Genomic DNA, 14,209 nt, shown 5'->3' on the forward strand with positions numbered 1-14,209 from the left:
GAGCGCACCTGTATGTGAACGAGTGAACGTCTTGCACGTTAGGGCGGCTCCCATATGGTGGACACATGGCCGACATCGACGCCGCCCGCCTGAGTGCGGCGCTCAAAGATCGCTACACCCGGGTCGACGTCGTCGATCGGACCGGTTCCACCAACGCCGACCTGCGGAAAGCGGTCGAAGAAGGCGCCGCCGACCGGACCGTTCTCCTCGCCGAGGAGCAGACCGCGGGGGTGGGGCGCCGGGCCCGGCCGTGGAGCTCGCCGAAGGGCGCGGGCTTGTACCTGAGCGTCGCGCTCCGGCCGTCGGGCGTGCCGTTCTCGGCGCTCGGCTCGCTGTCCTTGGTCGCCGGGCTCGCCGTCCGGGCGGCCGCGGCGGGCGTCGGGGTCGACGCCGTGCTCAAGTGGCCCAACGACGTCCTCGTCGACGGCGCCAAGTGCGCCGGGATCCTCGCCGAGGCCGTCGCGGGGGACGACACCTCGATCGTGCTCGGCATCGGGCTCAACGTCCTGCCGCTCGGCGACGTCCCGCCCGGGCCCGGCGGGCTGCCCGCGACGTCGCTCGCCGAGCACGGGGCCACGAACACCGACCGCACCGACGTCGCCGAGGCGCTGCTCACCGAGTTCGACGAACTGGAGCGGCGCTGGCGGCTCGCGGGCGGCGACCTCACCGAGGCGGGGCTGCTCGGCGACTACCGCGCCCACTGCGCGACCCTCGGCCAGGACGTCGAGGTCCAGCTGCCGGACGGGACGTCGCTGACCGGCCGCGCGGCCGACATCGACGCCGCCGGGCAACTGCAGGTCGACGTGGCCGACGGCCGGCGGCACACCGTGTTCGCGGGCGACGTCGTGCACGTCCGTCCCGCCTGATTTCTTCGGGGCGTTGGCCGCACCGGCCGGGCGTCTCGCCGGTACGGTGAGGCGACACCGCCGCACCGACCTTGGGAGCGTCCGCCGTGGCTTATCCGGACGAGTTGCTCAGCGAGCAAGAGCACGTCGTGGTGCACAGTCACCCGCACTTCAAGATGCTGATCTTCCCGACGCTCGCGCTGCTGGTCACCCTCGGCGCGGGCACCTGGCTCGCGATACTGGCGAAGGACGCCGGCTCGCCGTGGAACACGGTCGGGCTGATCGCCGTCGGGGTGGTGGCTCTGGTGCTGGTGGTGTGGCTGTTCCTGGTGCCGTTCGTGCGCTGGCGCACCACCCACTTCATCGTGACGACCGACCGGCTCATCGCCCGCGAGGGCGTGCTGAAGCGCACCGGCATCGACATCCCGATGGGCCGGATCAACAGCGTCCAGTTCGAGCACGGCCTGCTGGACCGGGTGTTCGGCTGCGGCACGCTGATCATCGAGTCGGCCTCCGACGAGCCGCTGCGGTTCGAGGACATCCCGCACGTCGAAAAGGTGCACACGGTGATCTACCGCGAGGTCAACGACAACCCGTACGACGACTACCGGGCGGGCACCCAAGACACCCAAGGTCCCCAGGGGCCCCAGCGGACCGAGCCGCTGCCGCCCCGGTCCGGGCGGTCGCCGCGCGGCGACCGACGTCGCTGATGGGCACGCGCGAACTCGGCCTGCCGGAGCGGGTCCCCTCGGCGGGCGAGCTGCCGGACCGGGTCACGATCTGGGAGGTCGGCCCGCGGGACGGGCTGCAGAACGAGAAGGCGATCGTCCCGGTCGAGGTCAAGCTGGAGTTCCTCGACCGGCTGGCCGGCGCCGGGCTGACGACGTTGGAGGCGACCAGCTTCGTGCACCCCAAGTGGGTGCCTCAGCTGGCCGACGCCGAGCAGCTGCTGGCCAGGCTGGACCGCCGCGAAGGCGTCCGGTACCCGGTGCTGGTGCCGAACGAAAAGGGCCTGAACCGGGCCCTCGAAGCCGGCGTCGAGCACATCGCGATCTTCGCCAGCGCGACGGAGACGTTCGCGCGCAAGAACCTCAACTCGTCGCTGGACGAGCAGTTCGCGATGTTCGAGCCGGTGGTCACGCGGGCCCGGGAGGCGGGCCTGGCCGTCCGCGGCTACCTTTCGATGTGCTTCGGCGACCCCTGGGAAGGTGTCGTGCCGGCGAAGCAGGTCGCCGACGCCGGCCGCCGCCTGCTGGACATGGGGTGTTCGCAGCTGTCGCTGGGCGACACCATCGGCGTCGCGACCGCGGGGCAGGTCGAAGCGCTGATCGGGCTGTTCGGCGATGTCGGTACTTTGGCCGTGCACTTCCACGACACCTACGGTCAGGCTCTGGCGAACACGCTGGCGGCGCTCCGATGTGGAGTGTCGACTGTGGACTCTTCGGCGGGCGGGCTCGGCGGCTGCCCGTACGCCGAGTCGGCCACGGGGAACCTGGCCACCGAGGACCTGGTGTGGCTGCTCGACGGCCTGGGCGTCGAGCACGGTGTCGACTTGGACGCGCTGGTGGCGGCCAGCGCGTGGATGGCGGGACAGCTCGGCCGCCCGAGCCCGTCCCGCGTGGTCGCCGCGTTGAGCTGACCTCCGTGCGCCGGCTCGAGCGGGGTGCGGTATCAAGGGGAACCGGCAGCACCGCGGCCGCGTCGAACAGCTTGTGCCCGCGGGCACCGACCGAGCCGGAGGATGGGTGTGACCGAGCCTTCCGAGGCGGGCTCCGAACCGGTCGAGGCCGACCTCGACACCGGGCCGGTACGCCTGCCCGGGTACGGCGGCGCCGAAGACGTCCCGACGCCGCCCTCGGGCGACCCGGCCGTCTGGCCGCACGCGGTGTCACCGCTGCTGCCGCCGTTCCCGCTGCCCCCGGCTCCGCCGGCGCCCCCGCCCCCGCTGATCCCACCTGCGCCGATCTCGCCCGCGCCGCTGCCGCCGCTGGGTTCGCCGCGCACCGAACGGGACAGCGTCGTCGCCCTGTTCCTGGTGCACATCTTCCCGATCGGGCACCTGCCGGTCGCCATGGACAAGCCGGCGCGGCAGCTGCCGCTGCCCGACGACCCGGACGGCTTCGGCCCGAACGACCACCCGGACGCCCGGCTGATCTTCGACGACCAGGCGCTGACCAACGTCACCGCGGGCTTCCGCCGCTCGCCGACCGCGCCGCCGCGCCCGGTGCCGGCGCACCTGACCGACGGCTACGTCCCGTACGCGCGGGCGACGCAGGCCGTGTGGATCCGCCGGTTCGTCGTCGGGCACAGCGAACTCGGGCCCGAATACGCGTGGCCGCCGGGTGCGCAGTTCCCCGAAGGGGGGTTCGACCCGGCCGAGCCGGTGATGGTGCCGGCCGACACCGTGCTCGACCGCTTCGGCCCGGCCTACGGGCGGGTGTTCTTCGCCGACGGCACGCCCTTCGCGGAACGCTCGCTGCCGCCGGGGATGCTGGACGCCGAGTACCGCCGGTACGTCGTGGTGCGCGCGGTGCCGATGTGGCGGTCCGAGACCGCGAACTGGTTCGGCCAGGTCGGCGGCGGCACGCGGTACCGTGCGCTGCTGGGGGCGGACGAGCTCGTCACTCTCGGCTATCTCGCCGAGGCCAAGGGGGAAGAGGACTGATGAACACCCAGTCGATCCAGCGCTGGCTCGGCGTGCTGGGCGTGCCGCCGGAGGTCGTCTCGCTGGGCGCCGAGGTCGACAACGCCTGGTGCCTGATGCAGGGCGAGGACGAGGCGTGGGAGGTGTTCTGGCGCGAGCAGGGCAACCGCTACGACTGGGCGCGGTTCACCAGCGAGCAGGTGGCGTGCCACTACCTCTTCGGCCGGCTGGCCTGGGCGCAGGTCGCCCGCGGCGCCGTCGGCCTGCTGCCCGGTTCCTGAAAGCCGTGAATGTCGCATTGAGGGACTTAGAGTCTCTCAATGCGACATTCACGGCTTTCTTCTTCAGGGCGTCGAAGTCCACATAGGACAATCCCGGTTACCGCTTGAGGATTTCCAAGGCTTCGTCGTGCAGCCGGCCGTTCGTCGACAACGCGCTCCCGTTGTCGTATCGCTCGACGCCGTCGAGGTCGCTGAACCGTCCCCCGGCCTCGGTGACGATCACCTGCGCCGCCGCGACGTCCCACGGGTTGACGATGCACTCGGCCGCGACGTCCAAGGCGCCCTCGGCCACCAGCACGTGGTGCCAGAAGTCGCCGAACGCGCGGGACTCCCAGCACGCGTTCACCAGATCCAGGTACTTCTCGCGTGAGTGGTACTCCGTCCACGAGTTCAGGTCCGTAGTGGACAGATAAGCGTCCGAAAGGGAGGAAACACCGGAAACCGACAGCTGTCGCGTCCCGCCCGAATCGCGGGAGAACGCGCCCGAACCCGCCGCCGCCCACCAGCGGCGGCCCAGCAGCGGGGCGCTGATCACGCCGACCACCGGGTCGCCGTCGGACACCAAGGCGATGAGCGTCGCCCAAACGGGTACCCCGCGGAGGAAGTTCTTGGTCCCGTCGATCGGGTCGAGCACCCACGCCCGGCCGGTCGCGGCCGACCCGCCGCGTTCCTCGCCGAGCACCGCGTCGCCGGGGCGTTCGGCCGCCAGCGACGCGCGGATGGCGTCCTCCACCGCGGTGTCCGCGTCGGTCACCGGCGTGCGGTCGGGTTTGCGCTCCACCGCCAGGTCCAGTGCGCGAAAGCGCGCGGTCGTGATGGCGTCGGCGGCGTCGGCCAGCCGGGTGGCGAGAGCCAGATCATCTTCGTAGCCAGGCACGGTCACGATGTTTTCACGCCTCGGAGTCGTAGAGTTGGCCAGGTGAGCATGGTCCTACTCGCCGAAGACGATCCGGCTATCGCCGAACCGCTCTCCCGCGCCCTCGAACGTGAGGGATACGAGATCCACGTCGTCACCGACGGCCCTTCGGTGCTCGACGCCACCGCCGCCCAGCGCGTCGACCTGCTCGTGCTGGACCTCGGCCTGCCCGGGATGGACGGCCTGGAGGTCTGCCGCCGCCTTCGCGCGCAGGGCACCGAACTGCCCGTCCTGATGCTCACCGCCCGCACCGACGAGGTCGACTTCGTCGTCGGCCTGGACGCGGGCGCCGACGACTACGTCGCCAAGCCGTTCCGGCTCGCCGAGCTGCTGGCCCGGATCCGCGCGCTGCTGCGCCGCCGGGTGCCCGAGGTGCTGGAGGCCGGCGGGGTGCGGATGGACCTCGGTGCCCGGCTGGTCACCGTCGACCTGCACGAGGTGCAGCTGGCGAACAAGGAGTTCGAGCTGCTGCGCGTGCTGATGAGCCGGGCCGGGCAGGTCGTCAGCCGCGACGAGATCCTCGCCGAGGTCTGGAACGACCTCGAATCGAAGACGTCCAAGACCCTGGACATGCACATGTCGTGGCTGCGCCGGAAGCTCTCCATCGCCGCCGACGAGGCCGCCGGCCGGACCAGCAAGACCCACGACGGCGAACGGCGGATCGCGACCGTCCGCGGCGTCGGCTTCCGCTTCAACGCCGAATAAGCCGTGCGCCGCCGCATCCTGCTGGCCATCCTGCTCGCCGTGGCCGTCACCGCGGCGGTTCTCGGCATCCCGCTGGGCATCGTGGCGAGCTGGCAGATCGAGTCGAGCTACCGCGAGACCCTCGCCGAGAACGCCCGCGCGGCGGCCGCGATCCTCGACACCGAAATCGCCAACGGCCAGGAGATCGACCTCGACCAGGTGCGTGCCGCGGTCCCGGCGAACGGGTTGCTGACCGTGCGGGCGAGCGGCCAGATGGAGAAGCGCTACGGCAGCGACCCCGGCGCCGACACCGTCACCGAGACGGCCGACCTGGCGCGCGACGGCAAGGTGGCGATCGCCGTCCCGGCCGGCCCGATGCACGAGCGGCAGACGACCGTGACGCTGGTCGTCGTGCTGTTGGTGCTGCTGTCGATCGGCACCGGCGCGGTGGTGGCGATCGCGACGGCGAGGCGGCTGGCGAAGCCGCTGCGGCACGTCGCCGAACGCGCGGCCCGGCTCGGTGGGGGCGACTTCCGGCCCGACCCGAGCCGCTACGGCGTCGGCGAGCTCGACATGGTCGCCGAGGCGCTGGACGCGTCCGGTACCGCGCTCGCCCAGCTCGTGCAGCGGGAACGCCAGCTCGTCGGGGACGTCTCGCATCAGCTGCGCAGCCGGCTGACGGCGTTGCAGCTGCGGTTGGAACCGCTCACCGTGCACCCGGACGACGAGGTGGCCGACGAGTCGAAGGCCGCCCAGGAGCAGGCCGACCGGCTCGCCGAGGCCCTCGACGAGCTGCTGGCGGCGGCCCGCGCGGCCCGCGAGGTCGGCGCCGAACCGGTGGACCTGCCCACGAAGCTGCCCGAGATGGCGCAGGAGTGGCGGGAGCTGCTCCGCTCCGAGGGGCGCAACCTGCGGACGCGGGTGGCCGACGGGCTGATGGCGCGGGCCACGCCCGGCCGGCTCCGCGAGGTGATCGGGGTGCTGCTGGACAACGCGCTGCGCCACGGCGCGGGCACGGTCAACCTGGTCGCCCGCCGCGGCGACGCCGAGGGCACGGTGGTGGTCGAGGTCAGCGACACCGGTCCGGGAGTGCCCGACGAGCTCGCCCCGCACATCTTCGAACGCGGCTTCTCCGGCGGCGGCTCCACCGGCGTCGGGCTGGCGCTGGCCAGGGCACTGGTCGAGGCCGACGGCGGCAGGCTCGAGCTGTCGAACCGCCGCCCGGCCGTGTTCAGCCTGTTCCTCAAGGTGCCGCGGCCCAGCGACGTTCCCGAGGTGCGCTGGCCCGCCGAACGTGTGCCGCGCTAGCCGGCTTCGGCGTCGGCCGTGGCGAGCAGGACGAAGCCGGCCCGCGCGGGCATGCCCAGGCTGGTCCACAGGCCCGTCGGATCGGTCTTGGCCAGTCGTACCCGGACCGGTGAGTCTTCCGCCGGCAGGCGTTGGACGTCGAGCACCGCGCGCAGCGCCGCGTCGAGCAGAGCGTGTTCCTCGCGGACCTCGCCGGCCCGCGCGGTGACCAGGTAGGAAAGCGCGCAGCGGGCCGCGCGCTTCCCGTCCCTCTCTTCTCCCTCGACGTCGTCGTGCAGCGCGAAGAGGAACAGCTCCACGCTGCGCACCTGCGACTCCGTCTGCCAGGCCGGTTTCGGCGGGTCGAGACGGATCTGCGTCCCCGCCGGCAGGCAGGGGCGCAGCAACCGGCACAGTGCCTCGTCGACCTGGGCGATCATGGGTCAGATCAACCCTTCACGCAGGGCGTACGCGACCGCGTGCGAACGGTTGCGCAGCTGGAACCGGTTGGTCACGTCGTGCAGAATGCTCTTCACCGTGCGCTGCGAGTAGCACAGCTGATCGGCGATCTCCTGCGTCGAAAACCCCGACGCGACCAGCCGGAGCACTTTGGTCTCCCGGTCGCTCATGCCGCCCAGGTGCAGGCCGCGTGGCTCGAGCACCTGACGCTGCAGGCGGGAAACCCGGTTCAGCAGCCGGCCGAGCAGGTCGGGCGGCAGCGCGCCCTCCCCGGCCGCGGCGGCCTTGATCAGCCGGACGAGAACCTCCGGCCCGGCGTCGGCGCGGCGAGCGACCGCGCAGACCCCGTGCTCGACGGCGTTGAGGATCTCGTTGTCGTCGACCTCGCCCGCGACCAGCACGATGCGGGTGAAGCCCTGGCGGTGCAGCGCGGACAGCAGCTCGGTCATCGTGTCGTCGAGCCGGTCGGTGACCAGCAGCGCGACCACGGCGGCATCGGCGGGTTCCCCGTCCACCACCCGGACTTCGTCACGCGAACGCAGCGTCATGCAGACGCCGTTGTGCAGGATCGGATCGGTGGCACGGACCACCACCGGCGTCCGGTCGGATTCGAACATCGTCACCCATTCCCCTCGAACGATGCGAGCGTTTCCACCCCTTCACCGTGACCACAGTGCCCGTCGAGGTGTCCCGGGCACATGGGACCGGCGTCCCGATGTTGCCCGGGCGGACTGCCCGTCAGGACCGGCCGAGGCCGGCGTCGCGGGCCCGGACGATCGCCTCGGCACGGTCGGCGACGTGGAGCTTGGCGAAGACGTTCGAGATGTGGTTGCGCACGGTCTTGGGGCTCAGGCACAGCGTGTTCGCGATGGCGCCGTTGCTGCGCCCGGCCGCGATCAGGGCGAGGACTTCGCGCTCGCGTCCGGTGAGTTCGGGGAACACCGGCTCGCCGGCCGGCTGGTTGAAGAAGCCGAGGACGCGGTTCGCGATGTCCGGGCCGAAGATGGCCTCGCGCCGGGCGACCGCCTGGACGGCGCGGATGATCTCGTCCGGCTCGGCGTCCTTGAGCAGGTAGCCCCGGGCACCGGCGCGCATCGCCGCGAGGACCGACTCGCTCTCGTCGGCCATCGTCAGCATCAGCACGCCGGTGTCCGGGCTCGCGGTCACGATGTGCCGCGTCGCCTGGATCCCGGACAGGTCGGGCAGGTGCAGGTCCATGACCACGACGTCCGGGCGCAACGCCGCCGCGGCGTCGATCGCGGTGGCGCCGCCGGCCGCCTCGCCGACGATCTCGATGCCGGGCTCGGCGGCCAGGAGCGTGCACACGCCGAAACGGAAGAGCGGGTGGTCATCCACGACCAGGACACGCGGACTCATCCCGTCTCCTCCCCGCCGTCACCCCCCGTAAGGGTAGGCGAACGTGGCCGCGTTATCACGTGCCCAGGTCGCGAACGTCAGCGGCGGCCTGCCGAGCAGCCGCTCGACGGTGTCGAAGACGACGCGTTCGTGCGGGGCGGACTCGCGCTTGAGGGCGAAGAGGCCGTCGATGGCCTTCTCCGGCCAGCCGTACATCCGGATCAGACGTTCCTTCGCGGCGCTTTCGGTTTCCTCGACGTACTTCAGCGGACGGCCGATCGCCTCGGACAGGATGGCGACCTGCTGCTCGGTGGTCAGGGCTTCGCCGCCGGTGAGCTCGTAGGTGGCGCCTTCGTGCCCGGACGTCGTCAGCACGAGGGCCGCGACCTCAGCGATGTCCCGGACGTGGATCAGCGCGGACGGCGGATCGGTGTCGGGCACGTACACGGCGTTCTCGTCGCGGATCGAGCCGATCCAGGCGAACCGGTTGTCCATGAACGCGCCGGGCCGCAGGATCGTCCACGCCGGCCCGGCTTCGCGGATCGCCTGCTCGGCTTCGGCGTGGGCGCTGGAGATCGCGTCGCTCTGTCCGAAGTGGACACCCGTGGTGGACAGCTTGACCAGGTGGGTGACGCCGGTCCGGGCGGCCGCCCGCGCGACCGCCGCTTCGTGTTCGGCGTTGTGGCCCTGGGTCAACACGAACACGCGGTCGGCGCCGTCGAGCAGCGCGGGCAGGTCCGCGGTGCCGAGGTCGCCTCGGACGACTTCGGCACGCGGATCGATCCGGGCCTTCGCCGGGTCACGGGTCAGGGCGCGGACGGCGGCGCCGGCGTCGAGCAGGGCGGGGACGAGGGCGCGGCCGACCTTGCCGGTGGCGCCGATGACGAAGATCATCGTGGTTCTCCTGGGGTTCAGTGGTGGTTGCGGAGCGGCACGTGCGGGAGCGCGAACGCCAGGACGAGGGCGAGCGCGAGCACGGGCAGCAGGGTGAGGAACACGCCGTGCGTGCCGGAACCGGCGGTGTACACGGCGCCGAGCGCGACCGGGCCGAGTGCCGAGCCGAGCGCGCGGGCGAGGTTGACGCCGGCGGCGACCACGCCGCGGTCCGCGGGTGGCGCGGTGTTCTGCGTGGCCATGGCGAGAACCTGCAGGTTCAGCCCGGCCGCGAGCCCGAAGACGACGAGACAGCCGAGGACGGCGGGGAGTGGGCTGTGCTCGTCCAGCGCGGTCATGCCGAGCATCGCGAGCAGGCCGAGCGCCATGCTCAGCCGCGGCGCCCAGCGATAGGCGCCGGTGCGGGCGATGACCTTGCTCGCGACGACGGAGGAAACCGACACGGCGAGCGTCATCGGCACCAGCCGCAGCCCGCCTTCCGCCGGGCCGGCGTCGGCCTGCAGGAAGACCGCGATGTAGTTGACCGAGCCGAGGAACGCGAACCCGGCGGGCACGCTGAGCAGGACGGCCACGGTGAACGTCCGGTCGCGGAACAGGCGTAGCGGCAGCACCGGCGCGGTGGCCTTTCGTTCGACCAGGACGAAGGCGACGGCCGCTGCCGCGCCGAGGCCGATCGACCACGGCGTGAGCAGCGTGAACCCGGTGATCGCCACACCGAGCAGCACGACGCCGGCGAAGTCGAACGGTGCTGCACGACGTCGTCGCGGCAGGTCGAGGGAGCCGAGCAGCGCCACCGCGACCAGCCCGAGCGGCAGGTTGACCAGGAAGATCGACCGCCACCCGGCGAGGCCGGTCAGGAGGCCGCCGACGGCCGGACCGGCGAGCGACGCGACGGCGAAGCAGACCGAGAACCACCCGAAATACTTCGCGCCTTCGCGAGGCGTGAACATTTCGCCGAGCGAAGCGCCGACGGAGACGAAGAGGCCGCCGGAGCCGGCGCCCTGCAGCACCCGTCCGGCGATCAGCAACGCGGCCGACGGCGCGAGGCCGCAGGCGAGCGAACCGAGCAGGAACAGGGCGAGCGCGCCCAGGAGCACGCGTTTGCGGCCGAAGACGTCACCGAGCTTGCCGTAGAGCGGCGCGGTGACACTTCCGGCGAGCAGGTAGGCGGTGGTGACCCAGGCGTAGGCCCCGGTCCCGCCGAACTCGGCGGCGATCCGCGGCAGTGCGGTGGCGACGACCTGGGCGTCGAGCATCGCGAGGAAGACGGAAAGGAACAGGCCGAGCACGGCCGTTTTGGCGCGCGAAGGCGCGATTGTGGTCAAGGAAAGTCCTCGTGAAGAAGGGACGAGAGATGCGGACGCGCGTGAACACGCGTCCCGTCGAGTCGGGAAAAGGCTCCATCGTCACCCGCGGACGGGTGCGACCTCTTCGCGCTCGGAAACCACCTCGAATCGTCCCGCTCGCCCGGCCGAACCCGGACGGCGTCCTCACGAAGGAACACTGACGAGATGACTGTAGACAACTACATGTCAGAAGACAAGTACTTTTCTCAGTGCAGGCGGGTGATCTGGTCGTTGTCCCGCCGCCGCTCGCCCAGCTCGTCCGGGAAGACCCACTTCTTGAAGCCCCAGAAGCGGAAGAACATCGCCAGCAGCATGCCGATGATCGACCCGCTCGCGAAGTCCGCGACCTCCTGCACCAGCCGCGTCACGTGCGGGACCTCGAGGTCGAGGACGTACCGCGAGACGTACAGCGGGATCAGGTTCACCACGACCGCGATCCCGCTGATCACGAAGAACAGCGCCGCCTCGTGGTGGCGTTCGCGGCCGCCGCGGGTGCGGAACGACCACTCGCGGTTGAGGATGTAGGACACGATCGTCGCCACGATGATCGCGATGGCCTTGGCGGTGGTCGGCTTCGGCTCCAGCACCGTCAGCTTGAGCAGGTACCAGACCCCGTTGTCGACGAAGAACGTCGTGCCGCCGACGATCGCGAACTTCAGCAGCTCCCGGTGCTTGATCAGCACCGAACGCAGTGGTTCCGGCGTGCGCTTGAGCACGGTTTCCACAACGGTCACGCCGTGCAGTCTAGAAGCACACGGCGTTTACTGGTGGTCAGGCGGCCTTGCTGCCGTGAATGTCCGGATCATCCGCGGCCTCGGCGGGCACCACGCCCGGCTGGGCGGTCTCGGCCGGAAAGACCCATTTCTTGAACGCCCACCAGCGGAACGCCGTGCCCAGCAGCGTGCCGATGACGATGCCGCTGACGAAGTCGGCCACCTCGACGCCGAACGGCGACAGCCGCGGCGCCTGCAGGTCCAGCACGTACCGCGAAACCCACTGAGGCAGCGCCGCGACGTAGGAGAAGATCGTCGCGACCAGGACACCGACGATCAGCGCCGTCACCGGGTGGGTTCGCAGCACGGTGAACTTCAAGCCGTAGTCGAGCGACATCGTGATCACGAAGCTGATCCCGCCCACGACGGCGAAGCGGAGGAGCTCACGATGCTTCTTCAGCAGCTCGCGCACCGCGCGGACGCTACCCGGTCAGCCGGCCGAAAGCCTTTTCGAGGGTGACGGTGCGGCGTGGTGGACGGCACCGTCGGCGGCGGCGGGTCCTGGCCGCACCAGCGGTGCCGGCAGCCGAAGTCCACGATCACCGGGGTGGCCGACGCCTTGCCGAGCTGCGCGGTGATCGTCACGCGTCCGTCTTCGGGCCTGCCCTTCAGCCGCACCCACAGGTTGACGTGCCGGCCGGGGGCCAGTGCGCTCTTCGTCGTGCAGTTCGCCCCTTGACCGGCCGGCGCGCAGGCGAAGCCGCGCAGGCTCCACCACTGCCGCAGCGGGTGGTCGAAGGTGACCGTGACCGGCTTGGTCGTCGCGCCGGTGTTGCGGACGCGCACGTGGACCAGCGGGTCGCGGGTCCACGGGAACGCCGAAAACCTGTCGCCCTGTGCTTCCAGGACCACCGCGCCCGGCAGCTGTTTCACGGTGACCTTGACGGTCACCGTGACGGTGATCCGCACGCCGGCGGTGACCGCGCCGGTGACCGTGCCACCTTCGGCGTCCTCGTCGGCCCGGAGCCGGAAGTTCAGCGTGGCGCTCTGGCCGGGCCGCAGGCCGGCGCCGGTCCGGCACGTCACCGTGCCGTCGCCGCCCGGGCAGTTCACCGAAATCGGCGAGCCGGCCTGGGCGAACGCCATCGGCGCGCCGCCACCGGCCGCGTCGACCGCGCGCACGCCCCGCGGCAGGTTCAGCGCGACGGCCACCGGCTCGGACAGGCTGCCGCCGTCGTTGCGCACGGTGATCGGCAGGTTCTGCGCGGTGCCGGGGCTCAGCTCGACGCCGCCCGGTGGGGCCGTCGCGGACATCGACGGCGGTGCCGGAACAGGCGGGGCGGGCGCGGGCGGTGGGGCCGGCGCGGGGGGCTCGACGGGCGGCGGGGCGGGTCCGACGGGCGGAGCCGCGGGTGCGGCTGGTGGCTGCGGGGCGGGCGGGACCGGCGGCTGGGGCTTCGGGGCCGGGGGCTCGACCGGTTGCACGGCCGGCGGCTCGACCGGCTGCTCGACCGGTGGCTCGGCCGGTTGGACGGCCGGTGGCTCGACCGGCTGGACGGCCGGTGGCTCGACCGGCTGGACGGCCGGTGGCTCGACCGGCTGGACGGCCGGCGGCGGCACCTGGGCCGCGACGGGGATGTCCTGCGTCCCGCCGCCGGTGGTGAGGGCGATGATGACGGCCGCGACGACCGCCGTCCCCGAAGCGGCGACTCCGGCGAACTGGCGGCGGCGCGCGGCGGCGGCTCCCGCGGCCGCGCCGGCCTTGCCCGCGGCACCGGCGGCGGCCGCACCCGCGGTGGCAGCGGTGGTCGCGCTCGCCTTCGCGGCGCCGATGGTGGCGAGGTAGCCGAGCGCCGCGCCGCCGAGGACGATCGGGGCGATGACCGCGCGCAGCCCGCCGTTGACGTCGGCGAGCTCCGCGGCCAGTGCCCGGCAGCCCTCGCACTCGTCGAGGTGGTTCTCGACCTGGGCGCGTTCGCGCTTGGACAGTCCGTCGCGCGTCCACGCGCCGAGCCGCTCGGCGCACGCGCGGCAGCGTTCTTCGGCCTTCTCCTGCAGGTGGACCTGCAGATACGCCTGGCGCAGCCCTTCGCGGGCGCGGTAGGCGAGCGCGGAGACGCCGTTCGCGGTCAGCCCGAGCAGCGGCGCGACCTCGGCCGGGTTCTGCTGCTCGATCTCGGTGTGCCAGAGCACCGCCTGCCAGCGTTCGGGCAGCCGGGCGAACGCCTTCGCCGCCATCGTCCGCTCGAGCCCGGCGACGGCGGTGTCGGAGAACGGCACGGTCAGCGCCTCGGCCGCGGCGCCGCCGACGTCGGTCATGTCCTCGTTGAGGTCGACCCGGCGTTCCTTGCGGGTGCGGTCGTACGCGGTGTGACGCAGAGCGGTCAGCAGATACGCGCGAAACGCTGTGTCCGGTCCCTTGCCGCCACGCAGCGTGTCGAGCACCTTGGCGAACGCTTCGGACACCAGATCGTCGGCCTCGGAGCTCGAGCGGGCCAGCTGACGGGCGAGATTGCGCGCCGCACCGATGTGGCGTTCGTAGAGCGTCCCGTACGAAGCGATCTTCCCGGCGCGGACCTCGGCGATCAGCTCGGCGTCACACTTTCCGCTGAGATCGGCGGGAATGGTGGACACGGCACTCCTCGGTCGGCTAAGGCCAGGACCTGCTGTTACGGGTGGGTCCGGGATGCGAGACAAGTGTGACTGACCCACCCGCGGTGGTCACGTCGTTGCTGGTCCGGTGACTCCGACGGCGGAGCAAAATCACCCGGCCTCGACGGGGCG

Annotated in this window: 16 protein-coding genes; 7 read left to right on the top strand and 9 right to left on the bottom strand. The window is 71.9% G+C overall.

What is annotated here, in order from left to right; genetic code table 11:
- Positions 1 to 65 precede the first annotated feature (65 nt).
- From AB0M82_RS21020 to AB0M82_RS21040, 5 genes are all read left to right on the top strand, one after another.
- Complete coding sequence (locus tag AB0M82_RS21020; RefSeq protein WP_364724147.1) at positions 66 to 866, top strand: biotin--[acetyl-CoA-carboxylase] ligase; 801 nt, start codon at positions 66 to 68, stop codon at positions 864 to 866.
- Between the two features lie 86 nt (positions 867 to 952).
- Positions 953 to 1,555: a PH domain-containing protein gene (locus tag AB0M82_RS21025; protein WP_364724149.1), complete on the top strand. Its 603-nt coding sequence runs from the start codon at positions 953 to 955 to the stop codon at positions 1,553 to 1,555.
- Complete coding sequence (locus AB0M82_RS21030; protein WP_364724151.1) at positions 1,555 to 2,484, top strand: hydroxymethylglutaryl-CoA lyase; 930 nt, start codon at positions 1,555 to 1,557, stop codon at positions 2,482 to 2,484. Before AB0M82_RS21025 ends, AB0M82_RS21030 begins: the two co-directional genes overlap by 1 nt.
- Before the next feature lie 102 nt (positions 2,485 to 2,586).
- The gene (locus AB0M82_RS21035) at positions 2,587 to 3,510 is read left to right on the top strand and encodes a TNT domain-containing protein (protein ID WP_364724152.1); all 924 of its coding nucleotides are present in this window, start codon (positions 2,587 to 2,589) and stop codon (positions 3,508 to 3,510) included.
- Positions 3,510 to 3,770: a hypothetical protein gene (locus AB0M82_RS21040; protein WP_003105220.1), complete on the top strand. Its 261-nt coding sequence runs from the start codon at positions 3,510 to 3,512 to the stop codon at positions 3,768 to 3,770. The genes AB0M82_RS21035 and AB0M82_RS21040 overlap by 1 nt, the downstream gene beginning before the upstream one ends.
- 97 nt (positions 3,771 to 3,867) lie before the next feature.
- Here AB0M82_RS21040 and hisN read toward each other — a convergent pair whose 3' ends face one another.
- Positions 3,868 to 4,653, bottom strand: a complete 786-nt coding sequence (hisN, locus tag AB0M82_RS21045) for a histidinol-phosphatase (protein ID WP_364724154.1) — start codon at positions 4,651 to 4,653, stop codon at positions 3,868 to 3,870.
- 42 nt (positions 4,654 to 4,695) lie between these two features.
- Here hisN and AB0M82_RS21050 point away from each other — a divergent pair, with 42 nt between their 5' ends.
- Entirely contained in the window at positions 4,696 to 5,391 is a 696-nt protein-coding gene (locus tag AB0M82_RS21050; RefSeq protein ID WP_364724251.1) for a response regulator transcription factor, read from the top strand.
- Positions 5,392 to 5,394: 3 nt separating this feature from the next.
- The gene (locus AB0M82_RS21055) at positions 5,395 to 6,678 is read left to right on the top strand and encodes an ATP-binding protein (RefSeq protein ID WP_364724155.1); all 1,284 of its coding nucleotides are present in this window, start codon (positions 5,395 to 5,397) and stop codon (positions 6,676 to 6,678) included.
- Here AB0M82_RS21055 and AB0M82_RS21060 read toward each other — a convergent pair.
- The 8 genes from AB0M82_RS21060 to AB0M82_RS21095 all read right to left on the bottom strand — a co-directional run bounded on the left by AB0M82_RS21060 (position 6,675) and on the right by AB0M82_RS21095 (position 14,059).
- A complete protein-coding gene (locus AB0M82_RS21060; RefSeq protein ID WP_364724156.1) occupies positions 6,675 to 7,097 on the bottom strand; it encodes a Pvc16 family protein in 423 nt (140 codons plus the stop codon). The two genes, AB0M82_RS21055 and AB0M82_RS21060, sit on opposite strands and share 4 nt — an antisense overlap.
- A gap of 3 nt (positions 7,098 to 7,100) precedes the next feature.
- Entirely contained in the window at positions 7,101 to 7,733 is a 633-nt protein-coding gene (locus AB0M82_RS21065) for a response regulator transcription factor (RefSeq protein WP_364724254.1), read from the bottom strand.
- A gap of 121 nt (positions 7,734 to 7,854) precedes the next feature.
- Entirely contained in the window at positions 7,855 to 8,493 is a 639-nt protein-coding gene (locus tag AB0M82_RS21070) for a response regulator transcription factor (protein WP_364724158.1), read from the bottom strand.
- A gap of 18 nt (positions 8,494 to 8,511) precedes the next feature.
- Positions 8,512 to 9,366, bottom strand: a complete 855-nt coding sequence (locus AB0M82_RS21075) for an NAD(P)H-binding protein (protein WP_364724160.1) — start codon at positions 9,364 to 9,366, stop codon at positions 8,512 to 8,514.
- 17 nt (positions 9,367 to 9,383) lie between these two features.
- On the bottom strand, positions 9,384 to 10,691 hold the full coding sequence (locus tag AB0M82_RS21080; RefSeq protein WP_364724162.1) for an MFS transporter: 1,308 nt from the start codon (positions 10,689 to 10,691) through the stop codon (positions 9,384 to 9,386).
- A 227-nt stretch (positions 10,692 to 10,918) separates the two neighbouring features.
- A complete protein-coding gene (locus AB0M82_RS21085; protein WP_364724165.1) occupies positions 10,919 to 11,446 on the bottom strand; it encodes a GtrA family protein in 528 nt (175 codons plus the stop codon).
- Positions 11,447 to 11,483: 37 nt separating this feature from the next.
- On the bottom strand, positions 11,484 to 11,897 hold the full coding sequence (locus tag AB0M82_RS21090) for a GtrA family protein (protein ID WP_364724167.1): 414 nt from the start codon (positions 11,895 to 11,897) through the stop codon (positions 11,484 to 11,486).
- Complete coding sequence (locus AB0M82_RS21095) at positions 11,882 to 14,059, bottom strand: sigma-70 family RNA polymerase sigma factor (RefSeq protein ID WP_364724170.1); 2,178 nt, start codon at positions 14,057 to 14,059, stop codon at positions 11,882 to 11,884. Before AB0M82_RS21095 ends, AB0M82_RS21090 begins: the two co-directional genes overlap by 16 nt.
- Between the last annotated feature and the right edge of the window lie 150 nt (positions 14,060 to 14,209).

The sequence above is a fragment of the Amycolatopsis sp. NPDC051128 genome (assembly GCF_040682715.1).
GTDB lineage: Bacteria > Actinomycetota > Actinomycetes > Mycobacteriales > Pseudonocardiaceae > Amycolatopsis.

Bases quoted from the DNA above. Each gene is read 5' to 3' on its own strand.
- AB0M82_RS21070 (WP_364724158.1), bottom strand. From the start codon at position 8,493: ATGAGTCCGCGTGTCCTGGTCGTGGATGACCACCCGCTCTTCCGTTTC.
- AB0M82_RS21060 (WP_364724156.1), bottom strand. From the start codon at position 7,097: ATGATCGCCCAGGTCGACGAGGCACTGTGCCGGTTGCTGCGCCCCTGC.
- AB0M82_RS21065 (WP_364724254.1), bottom strand. From the start codon at position 7,733: ATGTTCGAATCCGACCGGACGCCGGTGGTGGTCCGTGCCACCGATCCG.
- AB0M82_RS21040 (WP_003105220.1), top strand. From the start codon at position 3,510: ATGAACACCCAGTCGATCCAGCGCTGGCTCGGCGTGCTGGGCGTGCCG.
- AB0M82_RS21035 (WP_364724152.1), top strand. From the start codon at position 2,587: ATGGGTGTGACCGAGCCTTCCGAGGCGGGCTCCGAACCGGTCGAGGCC.
- AB0M82_RS21020 (WP_364724147.1), top strand. From the start codon at position 66: ATGGCCGACATCGACGCCGCCCGCCTGAGTGCGGCGCTCAAAGATCGC.
- AB0M82_RS21030 (WP_364724151.1), top strand. From the start codon at position 1,555: ATGGGCACGCGCGAACTCGGCCTGCCGGAGCGGGTCCCCTCGGCGGGC.
- AB0M82_RS21075 (WP_364724160.1), bottom strand. From the start codon at position 9,366: ATGATCTTCGTCATCGGCGCCACCGGCAAGGTCGGCCGCGCCCTCGTC.
- AB0M82_RS21050 (WP_364724251.1), top strand. From the start codon at position 4,696: ATGGTCCTACTCGCCGAAGACGATCCGGCTATCGCCGAACCGCTCTCC.